The organism is Gammaproteobacteria bacterium (assembly GCA_041395725.1).
In the GTDB taxonomy this organism is placed as follows: Bacteria; Pseudomonadota; Gammaproteobacteria; order Pseudomonadales; family Pseudohongiellaceae; genus NORP240.
Genome location: JAWKZW010000001.1, coordinates 2,578,399 through 2,597,922, shown reverse-complemented (window position 1 = coordinate 2,597,922; position 19,524 = coordinate 2,578,399). Strand labels below are relative to the sequence as shown.

The 19,524-nt window shown below is 56.3% G+C and carries 15 protein-coding genes and 1 tRNA gene; 7 read left to right on the top strand and 9 right to left on the bottom strand.

Annotated features, from left to right (window positions below; all coding sequences use genetic code 11):
- Nucleotides 1–30: 30 nt before the first annotated feature.
- The gene (locus R3F50_11310; GenBank protein ID MEZ5490895.1) at nucleotides 31–1,281 is read right to left on the bottom strand and encodes an integrase domain-containing protein; all 1,251 of its coding nucleotides are present in this window, start codon (nucleotides 1,279–1,281) and stop codon (nucleotides 31–33) included.
- Nucleotides 1,282–1,441: 160 nt separating this feature from the next.
- Nucleotides 1,442–1,517: transfer RNA gene (locus tag R3F50_11305), tRNA-Thr, on the bottom strand.
- A 492-nt stretch (nucleotides 1,518–2,009) separates the two neighbouring features.
- Here R3F50_11305 and R3F50_11300 point away from each other — a divergent pair.
- Nucleotides 2,010–3,173, top strand: coding sequence for a hypothetical protein (locus R3F50_11300; GenBank protein ID MEZ5490894.1), 1,164 nt, complete (start codon nucleotides 2,010–2,012; stop codon nucleotides 3,171–3,173).
- 699 nt (nucleotides 3,174–3,872) lie between these two features.
- Here the strand turns inward: R3F50_11300 and R3F50_11295 are convergent.
- Nucleotides 3,873–5,330, bottom strand: a complete 1,458-nt coding sequence (locus R3F50_11295; protein MEZ5490893.1) for a RimK family protein — start codon at nucleotides 5,328–5,330, stop codon at nucleotides 3,873–3,875.
- 241 nt (nucleotides 5,331–5,571) lie between these two features.
- Between R3F50_11295 and R3F50_11290 the strand changes: the two genes are divergently transcribed.
- The 4 genes from R3F50_11290 (at nucleotide 5,572) to R3F50_11275 (ending at nucleotide 9,448) form a co-directional block, all read left to right on the top strand.
- Nucleotides 5,572–6,183 carry a flavin reductase gene (locus R3F50_11290; protein ID MEZ5490892.1) on the top strand — a complete coding sequence of 204 codons (612 nt, stop codon included), beginning with the start codon at nucleotides 5,572–5,574 and terminating at the stop codon, nucleotides 6,181–6,183.
- Nucleotides 6,184–6,187: 4 nt separating this feature from the next.
- Nucleotides 6,188–7,357 (top strand): M20 family metallopeptidase, encoded by a 1,170-nt coding sequence (locus R3F50_11285; protein MEZ5490891.1) that lies wholly within the window; start codon nucleotides 6,188–6,190, stop codon nucleotides 7,355–7,357.
- Nucleotides 7,358–7,362: 5 nt separating this feature from the next.
- Nucleotides 7,363–8,379, top strand: coding sequence for a hypothetical protein (locus tag R3F50_11280; protein MEZ5490890.1), 1,017 nt, complete (start codon nucleotides 7,363–7,365; stop codon nucleotides 8,377–8,379).
- A gap of 100 nt (nucleotides 8,380–8,479) precedes the next feature.
- Nucleotides 8,480–9,448, top strand: coding sequence for a zinc transporter ZntB (locus R3F50_11275; protein MEZ5490889.1), 969 nt, complete (start codon nucleotides 8,480–8,482; stop codon nucleotides 9,446–9,448).
- Between the two features lie 68 nt (nucleotides 9,449–9,516).
- On the opposite strand, the gene R3F50_11270 is transcribed toward R3F50_11275, so the two are convergent.
- The 4 genes from R3F50_11270 to R3F50_11255 form a co-directional block, all read right to left on the bottom strand.
- Nucleotides 9,517–11,028, bottom strand: a complete 1,512-nt coding sequence (locus R3F50_11270; protein ID MEZ5490888.1) for an amidohydrolase family protein — start codon at nucleotides 11,026–11,028, stop codon at nucleotides 9,517–9,519.
- A 286-nt stretch (nucleotides 11,029–11,314) separates the two neighbouring features.
- Nucleotides 11,315–13,006, bottom strand: coding sequence for an amidohydrolase (locus R3F50_11265; protein ID MEZ5490887.1), 1,692 nt, complete (start codon nucleotides 13,004–13,006; stop codon nucleotides 11,315–11,317).
- Nucleotides 13,007–13,171: 165 nt separating this feature from the next.
- Complete coding sequence (locus tag R3F50_11260; protein MEZ5490886.1) at nucleotides 13,172–13,594, bottom strand: VOC family protein; 423 nt, start codon at nucleotides 13,592–13,594, stop codon at nucleotides 13,172–13,174.
- Between the two features lie 31 nt (nucleotides 13,595–13,625).
- Nucleotides 13,626–14,288, bottom strand: coding sequence for a hypothetical protein (locus R3F50_11255; protein ID MEZ5490885.1), 663 nt, complete (start codon nucleotides 14,286–14,288; stop codon nucleotides 13,626–13,628).
- A gap of 214 nt (nucleotides 14,289–14,502) precedes the next feature.
- On the opposite strand from R3F50_11255, the gene R3F50_11250 reads away from it, so the two are divergent.
- Nucleotides 14,503–16,113: an ABC-F family ATPase gene (locus tag R3F50_11250; GenBank protein MEZ5490884.1), complete on the top strand. Its 1,611-nt coding sequence runs from the start codon at nucleotides 14,503–14,505 to the stop codon at nucleotides 16,111–16,113.
- 173 nt (nucleotides 16,114–16,286) lie between these two features.
- On the opposite strand, the gene R3F50_11245 is transcribed toward R3F50_11250, so the two are convergent.
- Both R3F50_11245 and R3F50_11240 read right to left on the bottom strand, forming a co-directional pair.
- Nucleotides 16,287–17,885, bottom strand: a complete 1,599-nt coding sequence (locus R3F50_11245) for a hypothetical protein (GenBank protein ID MEZ5490883.1) — start codon at nucleotides 17,883–17,885, stop codon at nucleotides 16,287–16,289.
- A 628-nt stretch (nucleotides 17,886–18,513) separates the two neighbouring features.
- Complete coding sequence (locus tag R3F50_11240; GenBank protein MEZ5490882.1) at nucleotides 18,514–18,639, bottom strand: hypothetical protein; 126 nt, start codon at nucleotides 18,637–18,639, stop codon at nucleotides 18,514–18,516.
- 237 nt (nucleotides 18,640–18,876) lie between these two features.
- Between R3F50_11240 and R3F50_11235 the strand changes: the two genes are divergently transcribed.
- A complete protein-coding gene (locus tag R3F50_11235; GenBank protein MEZ5490881.1) occupies nucleotides 18,877–19,425 on the top strand; it encodes a DUF2058 domain-containing protein in 549 nt (182 codons plus the stop codon).
- Nucleotides 19,426–19,524 lie beyond the last annotated feature (99 nt).

Sequence of the window (19,524 nt, the reverse complement as noted above, 5' to 3'; positions counted from 1 at the left end):
AATAAAAATAGAACCTCAGCCAACTGCTTTTTATACAATTCTTAGGGTTCGCTGAGATAGTTTTGGAATGTCACCGCTTGCCGCATCAAGAATGTGCCTGCTCCACCACACCATCATTTTTCGCCGCTGTTCCAAGTATTCAACACGATTATATATTGCCCTAACCGCATCTTTGCCGACTCTTGATTGGGCAACTTCTATTATATCGGGCGAGAACCCTTGTTCGTTAAGCACTGTACTGGCTAATGCCCTGATACCGTGAGAAACAAAGACACCCTGATACCCAAGTCGTTTCATTGCCATATTGGCCGTCTCGCTGTTTATGGCTCCTCGTGGTTTGCTACGTGAAGGAAAGATAAATTCTCGGTGCTGGCTGATCGGCCTCATGGTTTCGAGTATATCCAAAGCCTGATCCGAAAGGGGTACAACATGCGGCCTACGCTTCTTCATTCTCTCAGGAGCAATCTTCCAAAGCTTTTCATCAAAATCTATCTCTTCCCACTTGGCATTGGCACCCTCAGAGGGCCTGCACATAGTATGTAATAGCCAGAGGATAAGGCACTTGGTGGTGATCTCATGATTGGAGCTTTCCAGCTTTTGAAGGAATCCTGGGAGCTGTTCTGGCCGAATTGACGGCATATTGCGGGAAACCGGGGTTTTGAATGCCTTCCCTATCCCTGAGAGCCTGTTAGCGTCCACAAGGCCAGCATTCGTGGCATAGGTCATCACCTCGTTCAGCCAACGGCAGAGCTTCCTTACAGTCTCCAGAGCTTGCCTGTCAGCGATCGGTTCAAGGATTTTGATGACTTCCGGAGCGGTAATTTTGGAAACCGGGATCGGTCCCAATGCCGGCAGAATATGAAGCTCCAGCGCCTGAGTAAGACGTTTCCTGTAAGACTCCGCCCAGCCGTCTTGCTTTACCTTAAGCCACTTACGGTAAACAGTTTCAAAAGTATTTTCGTGTGCCTCCTTGCCCTTTGATTGCTCTTCCTTGACGTGGTCCTTGGGATCGATATTGTTCGCAAGCAGCCCCCTATATTGGTCCCTTAGCTTCCTGGCCTGGGCGAGAGTCCTGCCCTCTTTCGCACTGGAGTAAGGGCCGAGACCAATGTTTGTACGACTCTTAGTGAAGGGCTTGTAGTAATTAAATATCCAGACTTTTGAACCGCTGGGTTTTATCCTTACTCCCAGACCATAGCCATCCCAGATGGTGTATTCCTTTTCCTTGGGCTTGGCCTGCTTGATCTGAGTATCGCTGAGGGGCTTAGTTTGACGAGGCATAGTAACACCAGACTGAATCTGTAAATGGGTGTAACTATGCATGTTACTACAACTTTAAGATGGCACAAGTGAATCTAAGACTGCGTAAGACGAATAATAGCGCAATTTATAGGATTTACTAGAAGCGTGAGACTTGAATGGACATGCCGAGATGGGTGTTTGGTGCCGGTAATAGGAGTCGAACCTACGACCTTCGCATTACGAATGCGCTGCTCTACCAACTGAGCTATACCGGCATGGGATTCTGCACCCGGGTCCAGGCGGCAATTTTACCCGATATTGTCACCGACTGGACCCTGCCTGACCTGTTATGGCATGTTCACCGGTAGATTGACAGATGTTCTCTGTCCCGCGAGGGCTATGAAACGTACAATACGCCTTACTTATGACCAGATCCTGCTGCTCCGGTGAAGTTGTTTCGCCACCGGGAAACGCGGTCTCTGTGCCCCAGGCACGCAACAGAGCTGATTTTCATATCTCTGTGACAGTTGTGGCTTTAGCTGCCTGGCTGCCCGAAAGTTCTCGAATGCGCCAATTTCAAAAGGCGCTACAACCGCTGTCACGCCGGGGCTCCAGCCGGTATTTTATTGATTCGGCTTCATTTTTCTAACCTGCGGCAGACTGTCTCGGCAGGCGGATTTGCTACTAAAAGTTGCAATTGAGCTGTTTTCAATTTCCTCACCTTCTGTTTATACTTTCGCCTCTAGATTACCAATGGAGCCGGAAACATGTTTAAAAAACCGATATTTACAAGGGCTGCCAGGGTATTAGGCGCTCCCACTATCGCGCTTTTCCTGGCTGGCACAGTCTCTTTGAACGCCAATGCCCAGGATCCGTTGAAGGACGAGTATCCTGATTTGGCCAAGCTGTTCAACGCCTTCGACGTGACGGAGGCTGCCATGTTTGACGAACTGGCAAAGATCAACAACGATCCAGCAACGAGAATTGCCCGCAACCAGCTGGAACTGCATTTCATCGAAATGGCCAGCATGAACGACATGGGGCATGGCGGCGGACACGGTGGTCACGATATGGAAATGCTCTCCGGTGGCGCCTATGACCAACAGGAAACTGCCAGCCGTACTGAGCTTTACCGTATGCTGCAGGCTGATTATGCCGACGACGTAGTTCAGAATGCTTTCTTTAACAGCGAAACCATCGATCGTCATACCGCCGTGGTGCTGACCCGGGGCCGCCAGTTCAAAGACCGTCTGTACGAAATTTATGTCGATGATTCTGTTACCAACAAGCAGCGGGCTGTAAACGCTGCCGTTGAAGACTATCTCAGCGACGACCGCCACTCCGTGGCGCCAATGGCAAAGGACTACACCCTGCTGGCTGAACATCCCCATGCCACGGCGTTTCTGACTGCGTTCCCCAAGCTGAGCGGCCTGCACTGGGCAAATTACTGGCTCAGCGTAGCCGCCTTGGAATCTGTCATGGTTGAATACACCGACAGCCAGTTCCGCAACACCATGGATACTGTCATGGAGCGGTACTGGAACAAGGTGGGATCGGAAGGCGGTATGACCATGTTTCCCGCGCCGGTAGAGCAGCCAACCGCCGCGGCCATTGCTCCGCACCTGTATAGCTTCCATCCCAAGGCGTCCATTATTCTTGACAACCTGGGCATGCTGGAAAACATCATCCTGGACATACTGGCCTATCCAAATCTGGAAGATCGCCAGGCGGCAATTGGTACGGTCGTAGCCGAATTCACCAACAAGGAGACCAACCTCTCCCAGGACTACGACTACCTGCTGGCGGCATTGCGTGGTGGTATTTACAACCAGGGCGGCCCGGCCATCGGCGAACTGGATCGCTCAGAGCGGAATCGATCACGTGACGAAATGGGTCACATGCACACCTCGATCATGTCTGTACCCCAATAAAACCAGGGGCCTCTGGGTCCCGGTAGTACTGAAAAGCACCAGCAAGCTGGTGCTTTTTTTTTTGTCTCAGATCTGAGCAGCTGAATTAAAGATATCCTCGTATTCCGCACACAGGGGAAAGCGCTGGCGATTTCACCCTGATCTACACCCACCCGGCTACCGCATCGCCTGCAGCAGGTGCCGAGGCTACAAGTTCAGTCGGGAACCATTGTCTACCGCCAGAGCCAGGGGATCGATAGCTAACGCGTAATGCATAGCGTAGTGGCTCCAACCACCCGATTACCCCACCCGGAGCCTCGCTTTATCAGACTTGCGCTGCCATAGGCCAGTGCCCCTTACCCCTTCTGGATTGGAGAAAGACAACCGGCCAAACTACTACCCCAGACAGATCAACAGCTTGTCGTCCCCCCCCTGTCCGGCCTGTTCAAACAATGCACCAGATGGGTCTACTGGGCTATCACCGGGAAGAGCTGGAACACGCCTTGTCTTTTCGTTCATCTTGGGAAGGTAGAGCGCACTGAAGGTTAAACGGAGTACAGAAAAACCCGTCGAGCGCTCTCTGGTCAATTACCGCAACGCCCTGCAGGAGTCAGACAGGCACTAGCGCGAGGTGTCACGGAAAGAGCAGGTATTACCCCCTGCCAAGCCCAACAACGACGCAGTGGCGCCTGACAGGCTCTCCCCGGCGGGGCATTCAGATCATAGTAGTTCCAGGCGCCGCCTGAATTCCTGCATGATAAGGTCGTAGAGTTCCTTACCCAGAAACCAGTCCTCGACACCACTGTCTATATTTGGATTGTCATTCACCTCGATCACATAACCCTTGCCATTGACCTCTTTCAGATCCACGCCATAGAGCCCGTCTCCAATGGGACGAGACGCGGCAAGGGCTGCATGCAGAATAGGTTTCGGCACCTCGAAGGTTGGCAGGGTATCAAAGGCACCGCTGACCGAACGGCTCTCACCATGGCGATAAATCTGCCAGTGCTTCTTCACCATGTGATAGCGACAGGCATAGAGAGGCCTGTTGTTGAGAATTCCGATGCGCCAGTCGAAGCTGGTGTAGAGGTACTCCTGGGCCAGCACCAGACTGGATTGTTCGAACAGCTTCCCCGCTTCGATACGGAATTCTTCCAGCGTCTCCACTTTCTTGACGCCCCGGGAGAACGAACCGTCAGGAATCTTGATCACCATCGGCAGACCCAGTTCCTGCACCGCCGCTTCCAGTTGCTCGGGGTGATCCCGGTGTAATATCAGGCTCCGGGGCGTAGGCACACGGTTAGCCTGAAACACGTTGGCAAGATAAATCTTGTTGGCACAGCGGACAATGGATTGGGAATCGTCGATGACCACCAGCCCTTCTGACTCGGCCCGCTTGGCGAACTGGTAAGTGTGATGATTGACTGCCGTGGTCTCCCGGATAAACAGCGCATCGAACTCCGCCAGCCTGACGATGCCTTCCGGCCCGATAACCTCCGCATTGATGTCCGACTGGCGAGCAGCCTTGATAAACTTGCGAATTGCGGCTTCATCACTGGGCGGCATCGCGTCTTCCGGATTTACCAGTATTGCCATGTCATAGCGGAGAAAGCGGGTTCCGCGGCTTTCTTTCCAGACCCGGTTGCTGAATCGCCGCAGCGCCTCGGCAAAGAACGTCTGTTCCTCATCATCAAGATCCAGATGATTGCCCAGCCGGAGTGCCGTGATTTCTTTCCGCTCATCAAAGCGCAGTGTAATCTCCAGGATAGGACAGGGAAAGCGCTCGAAAAGCACTCTGGCCAGTGGCTGAAAGCTTTGCTCTTTAACCTGACCAAAACAGGATTTGAGCAGAATCTCCTGCCTGTTTTCGGCACCCGGCTTTACCCGGTTGAGAATGGTATTGGCAGCGCCAAGCTGGATCCCATACAGGGCCGGCGAACTGAGTTCATTGATGATCCGGCTGGAGGGGATGACCTTGTGTGCGCGCGCCTCGGAGAGCAGCGAGCAGTAATAGCCCTCGCTCAGGTAACCGTAGTCGCTGCACAGGTTGATTATTCTGACCCGCTGCTTGGGCTGCAGGGAAAGCGACAGGTAATCATCAACACTGATGACCTGTTCACTGGGGTAGTAAGGCGCCCAGTCTTCGGATCTGTTGAGAACTATTAACACCTTGGACATCAGTGGAATCCCCGCCTGGGATGAATTTGCGGCCAGACTATAAGGTAAAAATACGATGCAACCTAATAGATTTTATAATTTCCCTGCTTAACCGGGCGCTGCCGTTCAAACGGGATTTACGGCGCATACCGACCCCCTCAGACTATCGCTGCTCTATACTGCCAGCCAACGTTGATACCGATCAACAAAAGCGTAAGATGAAGGTGCTAGCTTCAAGAGAGAACCCTTTACTGGAGCCGTCATGAGCAAAGATCCGGGAGTTCCTCCCACCATTGAACTGGACCCGGCTGAGCCTGTCTGGGAACGTTTTTACTCGGTGCACCCGCTGGTCGTAGTGGGCACCAGGGAAGAAAGCGGCGCTGCCGATCTGGCCCCCAAGCACCTGGCCATGCCGATGAGCTGGCAGAACCACTTTGGCTTTGTCTGTACTCCAGCCCACAACACCTATCAGAACATTAAACGTACCGGGCAGTTTACCGTCACTTTTGTGCGCCCCTCCCAGACCGTACTGGCCAGCCTCAGCGCCTCGCCGCGCTGTGATGACGGCAGTAAACCCATCGTCCAGTCATTGCCTCTGTTCAGAGCCTCCCGGGTGGATGGTGATTTTCTCCAGGATGGCAGCCTGTTTCTGGAGTGTGAGCTGCATCGACTGGTGGATGAACTCGGCGAAAATTCCCTGATAATCGGCACGGTCATCGCCGCGCGGGTCGCTGAAGACGCGTTACGCAAAAGTGATCTTGACGATCAGGAACTGATCAGTCAAGCACCGCTGCTGGCCTATCTGTATCCGGACCGCTTTGCCGAAATCCGGCAAACTTATCAATTGCCGTTCCCGGCAGGATTTAAACGATAAAACCATGACGCCAGCAAAACTGATTCTGGAATACCTGGAAAACCAGCAGCAGGCCATGGTCGATCTGCTCATGGCACTGGCGGTAATCGAATCTCCCTCTACCGATCCCGCCTCCCAGCAACCGCTCCGCAGGCGGCTGAAGCAGGAATTCGAGGCGCGCGGCTACCGGGTCATCCTGGTGCCCGGGCGCAACTCCGGAGGCCAGTTATATGCGACTCCACACAAGCGCGTCAGCGGCAGTTCTACACAGCTGTTACTGGGACACTGCGACACCGTCTGGCCTCTCGGCACACTCGAGACTATGCCGGTCAGCCTGGAGGCAGACCGCATGCGGGGCCCAGGCATTTACGACATGAAGGCCGGCCTGGTGGAAATGCTGTTTGCTATTCAGGCCATCGAAGAACTGGAGCTGCCAGTGCCGGTTACGCCAGTCTGTTTTATCAACTCCGACGAGGAGATCGGCAGTCGCGAGTCCACTCGCTACGTGCGAAAGTTGGCCAGCCTGGCTGATCGCTGCATGGTGCTGGAACCTTCGCTGGGCATGGAAGGCAAGCTCAAGACAGCCCGCAAAGGCGTGGGTCGCTTTGTCGTGAAAGTGAAGGGCCGCGCAGCCCATGCGGGCCTGGACCCCACTGCCGGCGCCAGTGCCATCCTGGAGCTCTCCCATGTCATTCAAAAACTCTTCCTGCTCAATGACTACGAGAAAGGTATTTCCGTCAACGTCGGCATGATCGATGGGGGCGTAAGACCCAATGTTATAGCCCCTCAGAGCAGCGCCATTGTGGATGTGCGAGTAGAAAGTCAGGCTGACGCCGAGCTGATCGAGCGAACCATCCATGCCCTGCAGCCGGAGACACCAGGCGTCAGCCTCGGCATTGAGGGCGCCATCGGCCGACCACCGATGGAACGCACTCCCGCCAATCAACAGTTCTGGTCGCTGGCAACTTCATTGGCAGGGCAGGTGCCATTGACGCTTTCCCAGGGCACCGCCGGCGGTGGCTCCGACGGCAACACTTCCAGCCTGTATACCGCCACCCTGGATGGCCTGGGTGCCGTGGGAGACGGTGCCCACGCAGATCACGAATTCGTATTTGTGGATCAGTTGCCGGTCCGCTGCACCCTGTTAACACTGCTGCTGCTGGCACCGCCCCTGACTTCCACTGACCAGGAGTAATCCCCATGACCCGCTACCTGTTTACCTCAGTCACCCGGATCAGCGACCTGGCGAAGCAGGATTTTGAAGTGGCAAAACTCGATCGCGAGCGCTGGCAGACCGGCGACTACATCGTAGGGGAAGTGACTGATGCGCACTGCACGTATCGGAGCCTGGAGTTACCTTCCGGCCGCATGATGGAGGCCATGGAGGGAGACCTGGCAGTGGGCAGTCTCGGGGCCCGTGCGGCAACTCTGGAAGCAGTCGGTGACTGGCGTGCCATGGAGTCCGACGATTTCGAGGCACTCACGTCAGCGGGCCTGTTCGGCAAAACCACATCCACGTCGCCATTCCTCGGCTCGCTGCTGAAATTGCGCTACCGCGGTCACGTCCTGCGAGGCGGCGAGCCGGTGACCATGACCAGCTGCCTGCCTGACCTGCCCCACCGGGATTTCCAGATCCCGGTCGTCTTGATCATCGGCACCTCCATGTCAGCAGGCAAGACCCTGTCCGGGCGGACCATCGTGCACCTGCTGACCCAGCAGGGCAAACGGGTGGTGGGCGCCAAACTGACCGGGGCCGCCCGCTACCGTGACGTGCTCAGTTACGCCGACGCCGGCGCGACAGCGGTCTTTGATTTCGTCGATGCGGGCCTGCCATCCAGCGTCTGTCCCGAGCCCCTCTATCGCACCCGCCTGGATTACCTGCTGTCGCGCATCGCCGAGGCCGAACCGGATGTAGTGGTTGCTGAAGCCGGCGCTTCACCCCTGGAGCCGTATAATGGCAAGACAGCTATCGAGGTACTCGGATCACGGATACGCTTTGAATTACTGTGCGCTCAGGACCCCTATTCCGTCCTGGGTGTCAGGAATGCTTTCGCCAGGGAACCGGACCTGATTTCCGGCGGCGCGGCGAATACCAGCGCGGGGATCGAACTGGTCCGCAAACTCACCGGTCTGCCCGCACTGAATCTGCTGGACCCCGGCTCTCACCGGCAACTGAAGGACATGCTGCTTGCCGCCCTGAATTGGAACGCAGGTTGAGGCCCGCCTGACTGTGTTCGGCAAAAGAGCTTTGACTGGCAACAGAAAAGCCTCTACTCTGAAACTCGTCTGAAGCGACCGAAACTGTCACATCCCGCCAATGAATACCCCGCTCATCAATGCCCATTGCTTTGTCCATGGAATGACCCTTAACGGAGACGGGTCTGCAACGCACCTGACCGAGGTCGTCGATCCGCAGAAGCCCCAGTGGCTGCACCTGGATTATTCCGAAGATGACTGTGCCAGCACGCTGCAGGAACTGGGGGTGCCCGACAACATCATAGAAAGCCTGGTGCGAACAAATACGCGGCCGCGGGCACTTGTGGACCAGGCGGGTTTTCTTGTATTCCTCCGCGCGGTGAACCTCAATCCCGGCGATGACCCCGACGACATGGTCTCCCTGCGCGTATGGCTGGAGCCTCACCGGATTATCACCGTCCGACAGCGGCGGGTGATATCGATGCAGAATATCCGCAAGGAACTGGAAGAAGGAAAAGGCCCCGAATCCATACAGGGGTTGTTTGTCTGGATCATTGACCGGCTGGCTGACCGGATCTCGGAGTATGTTGACGAAATCGAAGAACGGGTGGGGCATTATGAGGACGACCTGGACAAAGCCGACCTGGTCAAAACCCGTGTCGAAGTCTCCTCGCTGCGCCGCCAGGCAGCCGTGGTAAGACGCTACCTCGCTCCCCAGCGGGATGCCCTTGATTCTTTTTACCGTCAATCGAGAAACGTTCTGGAAGAAGCGCTGGTTTTCGAATTGCACGAACAGACCGACCGGATCGTACGCTACGTGGAAGACCTGGACCTGGTCAGAGAACGGTGCCTGGTGTTACAGGAAGAGCTTATGAACCGCATTGCCCAGGAGCAGAACGCCCGCATGTACGTACTGTCTATCGTCGCGGCCATCTTCCTGCCGATTTCGTTTGTGACCGGGTTGTTCGGCATGAACGTGGCCGGCCTGCCGGGAGTGAATGAACCCCTGGCATTTTCTCTGGTTGCCGGGACCATGACCGTTATGGTAGTGGGCACACTGACTTATTTTCGCATCAAGAAATGGCTCTGATCCTGCCCGCGCCCTTGAAAAATTATCTGTGACTCCTGTCCCTTAATGTCGTGACGGTAGCCGGGAAATTACAGGCGCGGTAGCGGCAACTCACCATTTCTCAGAATTCTTCCCCATACCCTCTCGCCTATTCGATAAGCCTCCTCCATGATGGCTGCCTCATCTACCGTCAACACTTTATGGTCACGCATGACGAATCTGCCATCCACCATGACCGATTCAATATCGGACGGCTGGCCATTGTGAATCCAGGCGGACAGGATGCGCCCGGCAGGAGTCAGGTGCGGCTTCAGGGTATCAAGCACAATCAGGTCGGCGCGTTTGCCGATTTCCAGAGAGCCGATGCGATCCGCCATGTTGACTGCCTGAGAGCCACCGCCGGCGGCATCCGCCAGCATGTCCTCAGGCTGGGGAAGCGTGCCAGGCACCTCATCGTTACGCTGAATGCGCTCCAGGGAGATGGCTGTTTTCATCACATGCAGCATATCTGTATTGTTATTGTCGGTGCCCAGGGCAATAGTACAACCGGCCTCACGCAGGGCTGTGATCGGGGGATTGACACCGCGATTAGCAGCCATGGCAGCCTGGTGGGTAATAATCGTATTGGTGCGGGCCAGTGCGGCGATTTCCGACGCGTCGCAATACCTGGCGTGGGCCGCGAACAATCGCGGACCCAGAAAGCCGTTGTTATCCAGGAAGATCGCGGGGCGCATACCATGGTAGCGCAACATGAAATCAACCTCCGCCTGGGACTGGGTCATGTGGATCGTATAACCCAACTCCCGTGCGTCGGCGAACTCCCTGACATCCCGCAACAGTTGCGGTGACGACAATTCCACCAGGGCGGCGGCCGGAAAGACATTGACCAGCCCATCGTTGGCGCCATGCCAGGCACTGTACAGGTCACTGATACGCTGCATCCCTTCTTCCCGCAAGCGATCCGAAAATCTCGGCGGCACACTGTTGGCCAGTCGCGGCGGCGACATGGGTCCGTCAACCGTTTCAATATCGCGCACAGACTCGGCAAATACCCAGCGCTGACCGGTTGCCGCCAGGGCAGCCGCATCGCGAGCGATACCCCCGACGTTCTGCACCATGGTCGTGGTACCTGCCCGCAGCCCTTCCAGAGCGGCTACGACTGACATCAGACTGGTTTCGTCAGTCGACAGAAGACTCTCCGGGCTTTCCGGCAAAGCCAGGCTGTTGGGGAAGCCGAAGTCCTCATTGAATCCCTTGGCAATGGTCGCGGAAAGGTGTGCGTGACAATTGATCAAACCGGGCAGCAGGGCCTTGCGACTGCCGTCATAGACCTCCGCACGGGGAAACCTGGCCAGGACCTCTTCCGTGTCTCCAATAGCCGCTATAACTCCGTTCTGTACCGCCAGCGCCGTATCCCGCAAAGTCGTGCGGTTGATGTCGTTGGTGACCAGCGTAGTGTGGGTAAACACGACCGTTTCAGAGCTGGTCTGGGCTGATGCCAACTGACCGGGCAGTAACCCGGCGCCCAGCGCGGCGGCAGTACCCTTGATCAGTGTGCGGCGGCTGACAAGCGGTTGATCCTTGCTGCTGGTGTATTTCATGAGGCGTCTCCCTTTCCTGTTAATTTGCCGACCTGCCTACCTGCTTGATCTCTTACTGCCCGGCTTCCTGACCTCGTTATTTTCTTACTACGTAATTTACTACTGCGTGACTTCCCTGCCGGGCTTCTTTATTCCGTTACTTTCAAATTCTCGTGCTTTCGTGCTTTCGTGCTTTCGTGCTTTCGTGCTTTCGTGCTTTCGTGCTTTCGTGCTTTCGTGCTTTCGTGGAAAAGTGTCAACCTTGCTGACCGGAGAATGCAATATATTCAGGAGACTGCATCGGCACTCATTGCTGATCAGCCCGATAGGTGACTCGACCACCCACAATGGTCATCCTGTTTTGACTGGTCAGTATATCCTGCTCGGGCACGGTCATCAGGTCTCGATCGAAAACCGTGAAATCCGCGTACTTGCCAACCTCCACCGAGCCACGCAAGGTCTCCTGAAAGGCGCCGAAGGCGGGCCAGATGGTGAGCATTTTCAAAGCCGTCTCGCGGGACACCGCCAGCTCCGGGTGCCAGCCTGAGCCTGAAGTGCCGTCGAGCCGCTTACGCGCCACGGCGGCGTAAAACTCGATGCGGGGATCCCCCGCCTCTACCGGCGCATCGGAACCTGCCAGGATCATCAGACCCCGATCCACCAGCTGTTGCCAGGGATACGCGTACGAGAGACGATCGGGGCCGAGTCGGTCAGGGGCGAAATTCAGATCGCCTATTCCGTGGCTGGGTTGCATGGACGGCAATACCCCCAGTTCGGCAAAGCGCTGCTGATCGACTGGCGGAATTATCTGCGCATGCTCGACGCGCCAGCGCAGGTCTGTGCTTGCCCACTCGTCAGGAGGAACCGCCGCAAAGGCCTCTTCATACCAGTTCAGCACCGAACGTACCGCCCGGTCACCAATGGCGTGAGTCTCAACCTGAATCCCCTTGCGCAAGGCCTCCTGCAGAACCGGCACCAGTTCCTCTTCGGTGGTCCGGTTCATGAACCCGTTATGGTCAGCATCAGCGTAATTCTCAATCAGCGCCGCGCCCCGCGACCCCAGGGTGCCATCGATGAAGACCTTGATGCCCCGCACATCGACCATGTCGTCGGCAGTTTTTTCCCTGCCGCGCTCAAGCATGGTCGCCGCCTGCGACACCGGAACCGCCGCATACACGCGATGGGCCATGTTGCCCTCACGGTGGATTTCCTGCAGCAGACGCACCAATCGATATTCCATGCCGGCGTCCTGAGTCTGGGTCCAGCCCATCATCGCATTGGCAGCCAGGCCTCGCTCCAGGTTGTCCTTGAGATAGGCGTCGGTGTCCTCGGGAATCAGTGCGCGGAACACATTCATGGCGTTCGCCAGCACATACCCGGTAGGCTCACCGCCAAGATCCCGCTCAAAGCGCCCCCCTTCGGGGTCGGGAGTATCCCGTGTCACGCCGGCCAGCGCCAGCGCTGCCGAGTTCACCAGCGCCGACACACCATCCGCTCGCGGCATGAATAACGGCTTACCCGCGCTGAAGGGATCAACATCGTACTTGTTCAGAAAGCGTCTCTCGTCTTCCCATTCCCTTTCTATCCAGCCCCGACCCAGTATCCACTCTCCTTCGGGCACGGTATCCGCCCAATCGGCAATGGCCTGCACGGTTTGTTGCAAGGTCGGGATTCCAAACAGGCTCAACGTCTTGGTCCGGCGCCCGACCCCCTCCAGGTGCTGATGACTGTCGGTAAAACCGGCAAACACAGTCCTGCCAGCCAGGTCAATAATCTCCGCATCACCGCAAAGGTAGGGCTGCACGCCCTGGTTGCTGCCGACGAACACGATTCGACCATCCAGGACAGCCACCGCCTCGGCAGTCCACTGGGCATCGTTGGCGGTGTAGATTGTGGTGTTGTGCAGAACCAGATCGGCAACTTCGCAGTTGGATTGCGCAGCTGCCACGCCTGGCAATAAAAGACTTGTCAGGCTGAGCAGAAGAGCCAGGTGTTTCATATTGATAATTCCTTACAGAGTTCGTACAAATCTTGCGAGCAGGTTAGCATGATTCCTGTTTTCTGCCGACGGCCAGCAAGTCTTTTACAATCTGTCTCGCAGCAGCCATCCCGTCCGCCTGACAGAGCAATACCCCCTGGGTAATCCAGCGGAGCCTGCTGGCATTTACTGCTCCTCAGAGACCGGGCTTAGCTCCAGCAGTTCGACCCAGTTGCCGTCCGGATCTTCCTCCATCGCGATGGTCACCCCTTCACGGATAACCTTCGGACCGACCAGGATCCGGTGACCCGACTTTTCGATTACCTGCACCGCTTCTGCAAGACCGATGATGTGAATGGTCCAGTACCGGTATCCGGTCGCAGCCCGGATACCACCGGGCACAGCATCGGCGGCTGGCCGGGGCTGCGTGTCGATGATTTTCACCACGCTGTCACCCACCTTCAGACGATGCATGGTTCCTCCACCAGGCATGGGAATCGTCGCCTCCAGGGGCAGACCCAGCAGGTGTTGGTAGAACTCCAGCATCGCCGCGGGATGCCGGGTAATGATACCTATATCGATGGCCGGTTTACTGATTTTCAATGACATGCTGTATCTGCTCGAGGGTGGAAGTGGACTGTCAGCCAGCAACTGCCTGCCGGCTTTCTGTTTCGTGATAGGCAATGGACAGGGCAGCAACCAGCACAACCCCGGCGATATTTGCCAGCATGCTGGAGATCGGGAACGTGAAAGGAATCCGGCTTATCAGACCGACCGGTATTCCGAACAACAAGGGCATCAGGAACACAACACCCAGCATCTGGAGTTGACAGGTGCGAGTCGCTGACCAGGAATCCTTGAAGGTATAGTTTCTATCAACAGAAATTGCCGGTAAGACCAGGGAAAAGCGGGCAAGCAGCCAGAAACTGAGTGCCAGGGTGACTAACCCCAGAAACGGAATGCCCGGCAGAAACTGCACCACGATCGGCAGCCACAGCAGCATTGCGAGAATAAGCATGTGGACCGCCAGCGACGTCTCTCGAGCGGTCCAACGGGTAATGCCCCAGCGCCCTGCCGCGACAGGACCGAGCAGAATGAGACGGTGGGTAGTAACAGTTAGCAGCACTACCAACAGCAGAGAACAAAGCGCCGCCAGCAGGTCAACCAACGGATTCTGAATCAGCAGTGCCAGCAATTCCAGCAGCACCAGCCCGGCGACAGGCATCAGCAGAGCCCGCATCAAGGCTGCTCTGAGCTGTATGACGCTGGCGATAGAGCCGAGAAATATTTTACTGAAACCCATGAGAGCTGACAGAGACTCACTTACACGGAACCACAAGGCTATCCGCGAACCGTAAACGTGTCCAGTCTCGCTACCGGCGGCTCACTCATCAAAAAGCACGATAATTGGGGTCTGTCCCTCGACTCGGAGGTCACAAATCCTTATAGTACGCCCGCCTGATCCGGCTCCTGCCGACTTCAGCTCCATTTCAGCACTCAATTTCCAGGACTATCCCGTGATCTCCACCGCCAATATCACCATGCAATTCGGTGCCAAACCCCTGTTTGAGAACATTTCCGTCAAGTTTGGCGAGGGCAACCGCTACGGATTGATCGGCGCCAACGGCTGCGGCAAGTCCACTTTCATGAAGATCCTGGATGGCAGCCTGGCGCCTTCGGCAGGCAACGTGTCAGTCACCCCCAACGAGCGTGTCGGCAAGCTCAACCAGGACCAGTTCGCCTACGAGAAATACAGCGTCATCGACACGGTTATCATGGGTCACCGCGACCTGTGGCGCGTCAAGCAGGAGCGGGACCGGATCTATAGCCTGGAAGAAATGACCGAAGAAGACGGCATGCTGGTTGCAGAACTGGAAACAGAATTTGCCGAGCTCGATGGCTACACCGCCGAGAGCCGGGCTGGTGAACTTCTGACCGGTGCCGGGATCGCGCCGGAGTACCACTTTGGCCCCATGAGTGAAGTGGCGCCGGGCTGGAAACTGCGGGTGCTGCTGGTTCAGGCCTTGTTTTCCGACCCGGACATTCTATTGCTTGACGAACCGACCAATAACCTCGATATCAATGCCATCCGCTGGCTGGAAGGCGTTCTCGTGCAGCGCAAATCGACCATGGTCATCGTGTCACACGACCGCCATTTCCTGAATGCCGTGTGCACCCACATGGCAGACATCGACTACGGTGAGCTGCGCCTGTACCCCGGCAACTACGACGACTTCATGCTCGCCTCGACGGCGGCGCGGGAACGCCTGCAGTCCATCAATGCAAAAAAATCGGCGCAGATTACCGATCTGCAGCAGTTCGTAAGTCGCTTTTCGGCCAACGCCTCAAAAGCAAAACAGGCCACTTCCCGGGCGCGCCAGTTGGAAAAAATTCAGTTGGAGGACATTAAACCGTCATCCCGCGTCAGCCCCTATATCCGCTTCAAGCAGGACAAAAAACTGCATCGTCAGGCATTGACTCTCGAACACTTGAGCCATGGCTATGACGACGAACTGCTGTTTAAAGACGGTAATATGATACTCGCCGCCGGCACCAGGCTGGCGATCATTGGTGAGAATGGTGCCGGCAAGACCACGTTTCTGCGTTGCCTGGTGAATGAGCTGCAGGCAAAGACAGGGAAAATACAATGGGCGGAAAATGCCACCCTCGGGTACTGCCCCCAGGACAGCAGCACCGATTTCAACAACGACCTGACTCTGTTTGAGTGGATGAGTCAATGGCGCAAACCAAGCCATGATGACCAGATTGTCCGGGCGACATTAGGTCGGTTGCTGTTTTCAGCGGATGATTTCCAGAAACTGGTGAAGGTCTGTTCAGGTGGCGAGAAAAACCGCCTGCTGTTCGGCAAACTGATGATGACAAACCCCAACGTACTGGTCATGGACGAACCCACCAACCACATGGACATGGAAGCGATCGAGGCCCTGAATCTGGCGCTGGAGCACTACGAGGGTACGCTGATCTTTGTCAGCCATGACCGGGAGTTCGTCTCCTCACTGGCGACCCGGGTTATCGAAATCAAAAATCAGACCCTGGTGGACTTTCAGGGCACTTACGATGAGTACCTGGCGAGTCAGGAGGACCTGAACAAAGCCGCCAGCTTTTAGAACAGGCGTCAGGAACACCTTTTAATAAACAAGATACAGAAAGCTGCAGGGTGGCACAGTGACACCGTCCTGCTGTCTTTCTACTCTGAACTCACTGACGAGGTGCCTTGCCGCCGGCCTGTCAAGGCGAGGCAACGAAGGCAGTGAGCTCGCCTGATAGCCAGAGCGATTCCCTAATTAATCAGAGGTTCCCTAACGAGCCAGACCCCGGTGTAATCGTAAACAGTCTGCCGGGCGGCGTTAAGAAAATGTTTCTGCATTCGGCTTGGCGAAGAAAACACAATAGCGCCACCCGGGGACATGACCTCCGGGGCAGTGATCTCGATCAGGGTACGGGCGCCAGGGATGGGTACACTCGGATCAGGCGGATCGCTGACGAAACCGATCACACCCATACCCCGGTTGTTGAACGGCATCGGCCCCAGCAATTGCACCAGCGACTGCCAGTGGCGGTTCTGATCCGAGGACATCGGTGAATACAGTGCATAAGCGCCGAGCCGGCCACCGTTCCCATTGACGTGATTGAGCACCAGCGCTTCGATCTGTTGCACGCTGGCCAGCTGAAAGTCGGCAAATTTACCGCCGGGTCTGGTCTCCGCCAGCATCTCCTCCACTTCATAGCCCGCAGCAGCGGTCAGCCTCAACCATTCCAGCCCGGTATTCGGATCGTAAATGAGGAGCCGGTCACCTTCAGTAAGGAGGTCGTAGTTTTCCAATGGCAGGGTTAGCTCGTAGGCCCGGCTGGCGAGGGCCGAACTGGCAGCGGTGTTGCGAACCTCAACCACTATCGGCTCTGAAGGGACCGGGACACGCCCGCTGCGGCCGGTGTGATCCTGAACCAGCAACTGCAGATCGCTCAGGATCAGCTGACCATCGAACAGGGCATCGTTTTCATAGAAATAGGTTCCCATCAGGTAAGTGAGCGATTCACCCGGCTCAAGTCGGTGTGCGCCGGAAAGGATTGCACTGTCTGACGGCACGGGCAGGCATTCTTCCATGCAGGGCACAAACCGGAATGACCTGGCGTGCTCTCCAGTCACCCGGCCAAACCCAAAGACGACCCTGCCCCCATAGAGGTTGTTGAAAGTCACCGGGCCAGAATCGTTATTGGTCAGCGTGGCGTAGATGTCGAATGCGTCGCCGGCATCGACTTCGTCTACATAGTCAAACTGAAGCGCCAGTGCAGGCTGCAGCCTGCCCGCTGTCGGGCTCGTCAGATCCAGGCCATCGAATACTGAATAATCCCCGTTGCCATCGGCAGTGACCAGCCGCACCAGGTCTTTGTCGGTGTAGTACTCCAGCTGCCCGTTGTGGTCACCCTCGAAATTCAGCTTCAGATTGATTCTGCTGTTGGCGATCTCCGTACCAACCGGCGTCCCGGCAGGGACAGCAACCGCGAAGGCCTGGTACTCCAGGGATTCACCGGGACGCAAAGGAAACTGGCCGCGCAACACACATTCATCGAGCCTGCAGGCAGCCGAGCGGGACATCCCGGACTGCAGCCGTCCCCAGTCCCGGGACGCTCTTAGCTGCTCTCCGATCACCGGCGGCCTGGAGCCGTGCCCGCCGCCGGATACCCGGGAGACGGTCAGGCCCGAGGCAGGCGGATTGACGATCTCCACTACTATCTGCTCTATCTCGCCCGGGGCGATAAAGCCCACGGGCTCAAGCAGGCGGATTTCGATGTCGGATTGCGCCCTGAGCGCACCAGGGAGCAGGAGGCCCGGAATAAGGCCGAGAAATGACAGGGTTGATCGAAGCTCAGGCCACATGGCTCACTCCCGGGACAGGTCAAGGCTGTCACGTAATTTACGGGAGAATAGGAACGAGGGTCAACCGGTGGTGTCTCAATCTGAATTTTTTGCTCCCGCACGGGTTTAATTCTGGACTGCGTCAGGGCCGGGACATCTGGTTCTTGCTGTAGTCCTTTTCAGGTTGCTTTCAGTGAGTGTTTTTTTGGAGTCCGCACCAGCCCGGGGAAACCTGGCGACGAAGCAACGCGCACCCCTCCGGGGTTCCCTCCCTCGGTCGGGAGCCCTGAAAAACGGTCTCCCTCGGTCAGTCGGTGCTGCGTTTTGATCGCTCCGTCGCCAGGTTTCCCCGGGCTGGTGCTCAGTGCGAATTTCAAAACCCAGCGTATAAATGAAGGGCGTAGCAGCTCGTCCTTGACTCCATTGCTTGTTCCTCGAATTCTAACCACTTCGGTCTCCTTCGAAGTCGCTTAGTGATGAGTGCCACTCAGTGTCGAGGTAAGGCCAGAGCATTGTGGTAATTCATCAGAGGCTCCTTAGAGTGAAGGCACCCGGGACGGGCGCGGTCCGCAGTCCGCAGCCTGCCGACCACGCCGCTCGAAGCCACTCCACGTCAGCATCCAATCTGTGCCCACTCAAAAGATGCCTGTCACACGGTAAACGCACTTAGAACACTGGTAACAACCTCCCAGGCGAATATCGCCATGATCCGCCAGAAAACCCAGTACCCGACAGTCCCCCTGATGGCCCGCTGCGCCTTTGCCAAATGATCCATTCTTTCCGCATCAGGCTGCACCGGCAGGCCATCAATGACAGACTGTGAAATTGCGCTTGTCGTTCATGTCACTAGGTAAATCAAGGATTAGCAGGGTATTAATGAGCTTTAGAGTATAAAAACCAGCAGTTGATACTACCAGTTACTTCAGACTACTGTATTTTTACACTGACCCCATTTATTCTTCTGGACCCATTCACCAGACACTCCATTATTACGAGAAAAGGCAATTTGATCATGGCAAAGTCTTTGGCAGACCAGTTATTGAAGGCGGGTCTGGTCGATCAGAAGAAGGTAAAAACCGCTCAGCAGGAGCAACGTAAACAGAACAGGAAGCCCAAGCAGAGAAAAGGCGCTGCGACGGTTGATGAGACCCAGGCCAGGCTGGCGCAACAGCGCGCCGAGAAAGTCGAGCGGGACAGGCAGTTGAATCTGCAGCGCGTGGAGGCCGAGCGCCAGAAGGCCATGCGTGCCCAGGTCAGGCAGATGCTGGACAACAGCGGTTCCCGCCCAAAGGGTGATATCCGCTTCAATTTTACCGACCCCTCCAGTAACAAAATCAAACAGGTTTATGTGACCCAGAAGGAACAGGGCCAACTGGCTGCAGGCGTGCTGGCGATCTGCTTCAACGGCGAACATTTTTTACTGGTACCGCGCAATATCGCGGACAAGATTGCCGAGCGGTTTGCCGATGCTGTGGTTTTTCTGGTGGATAAGAATTCCTCTGACGATTCAGACGACGATCCCTATAAGGACTACCCGGTGCCGGATGACCTCATGTGGTAGCTCCGGTTGGCTCTTTGCCACACCCCCTGACCCTCGGGTTTACCGCCCAGCGCCGAGCCAGGCGGGATTTTTGCAGTTAGGCCCGAAATCGTTTACTGT

What these genes read in the sequence shown, in the direction of transcription:
- R3F50_11310 (MEZ5490895.1), bottom strand. Translation starts at nt 1,281, where the DNA reads ATGCCTCGTCAAACTAAGCCCCTCAGCGATACTCAGATCAAGCAGGCC.
- R3F50_11300 (MEZ5490894.1), top strand. Translation starts at nt 2,010, where the DNA reads ATGTTTAAAAAACCGATATTTACAAGGGCTGCCAGGGTATTAGGCGCT.
- R3F50_11295 (MEZ5490893.1), bottom strand. Translation starts at nt 5,330, where the DNA reads ATGTCCAAGGTGTTAATAGTTCTCAACAGATCCGAAGACTGGGCGCCT.
- R3F50_11290 (MEZ5490892.1), top strand. Translation starts at nt 5,572, where the DNA reads ATGAGCAAAGATCCGGGAGTTCCTCCCACCATTGAACTGGACCCGGCT.
- R3F50_11285 (MEZ5490891.1), top strand. Translation starts at nt 6,188, where the DNA reads ATGACGCCAGCAAAACTGATTCTGGAATACCTGGAAAACCAGCAGCAG.
- R3F50_11280 (MEZ5490890.1), top strand. Translation starts at nt 7,363, where the DNA reads ATGACCCGCTACCTGTTTACCTCAGTCACCCGGATCAGCGACCTGGCG.
- R3F50_11275 (MEZ5490889.1), top strand. Translation starts at nt 8,480, where the DNA reads ATGAATACCCCGCTCATCAATGCCCATTGCTTTGTCCATGGAATGACC.
- R3F50_11270 (MEZ5490888.1), bottom strand. Translation starts at nt 11,028, where the DNA reads ATGAAATACACCAGCAGCAAGGATCAACCGCTTGTCAGCCGCCGCACA.
- R3F50_11265 (MEZ5490887.1), bottom strand. Translation starts at nt 13,006, where the DNA reads ATGAAACACCTGGCTCTTCTGCTCAGCCTGACAAGTCTTTTATTGCCA.
- R3F50_11260 (MEZ5490886.1), bottom strand. Translation starts at nt 13,594, where the DNA reads ATGTCATTGAAAATCAGTAAACCGGCCATCGATATAGGTATCATTACC.
- R3F50_11255 (MEZ5490885.1), bottom strand. Translation starts at nt 14,288, where the DNA reads ATGGGTTTCAGTAAAATATTTCTCGGCTCTATCGCCAGCGTCATACAG.
- R3F50_11245 (MEZ5490883.1), bottom strand. Translation starts at nt 17,885, where the DNA reads ATGTGGCCTGAGCTTCGATCAACCCTGTCATTTCTCGGCCTTATTCCG.
- R3F50_11240 (MEZ5490882.1), bottom strand. Translation starts at nt 18,639, where the DNA reads ATGGATCATTTGGCAAAGGCGCAGCGGGCCATCAGGGGGACTGTCGGG.
- R3F50_11235 (MEZ5490881.1), top strand. Translation starts at nt 18,877, where the DNA reads ATGGCAAAGTCTTTGGCAGACCAGTTATTGAAGGCGGGTCTGGTCGAT.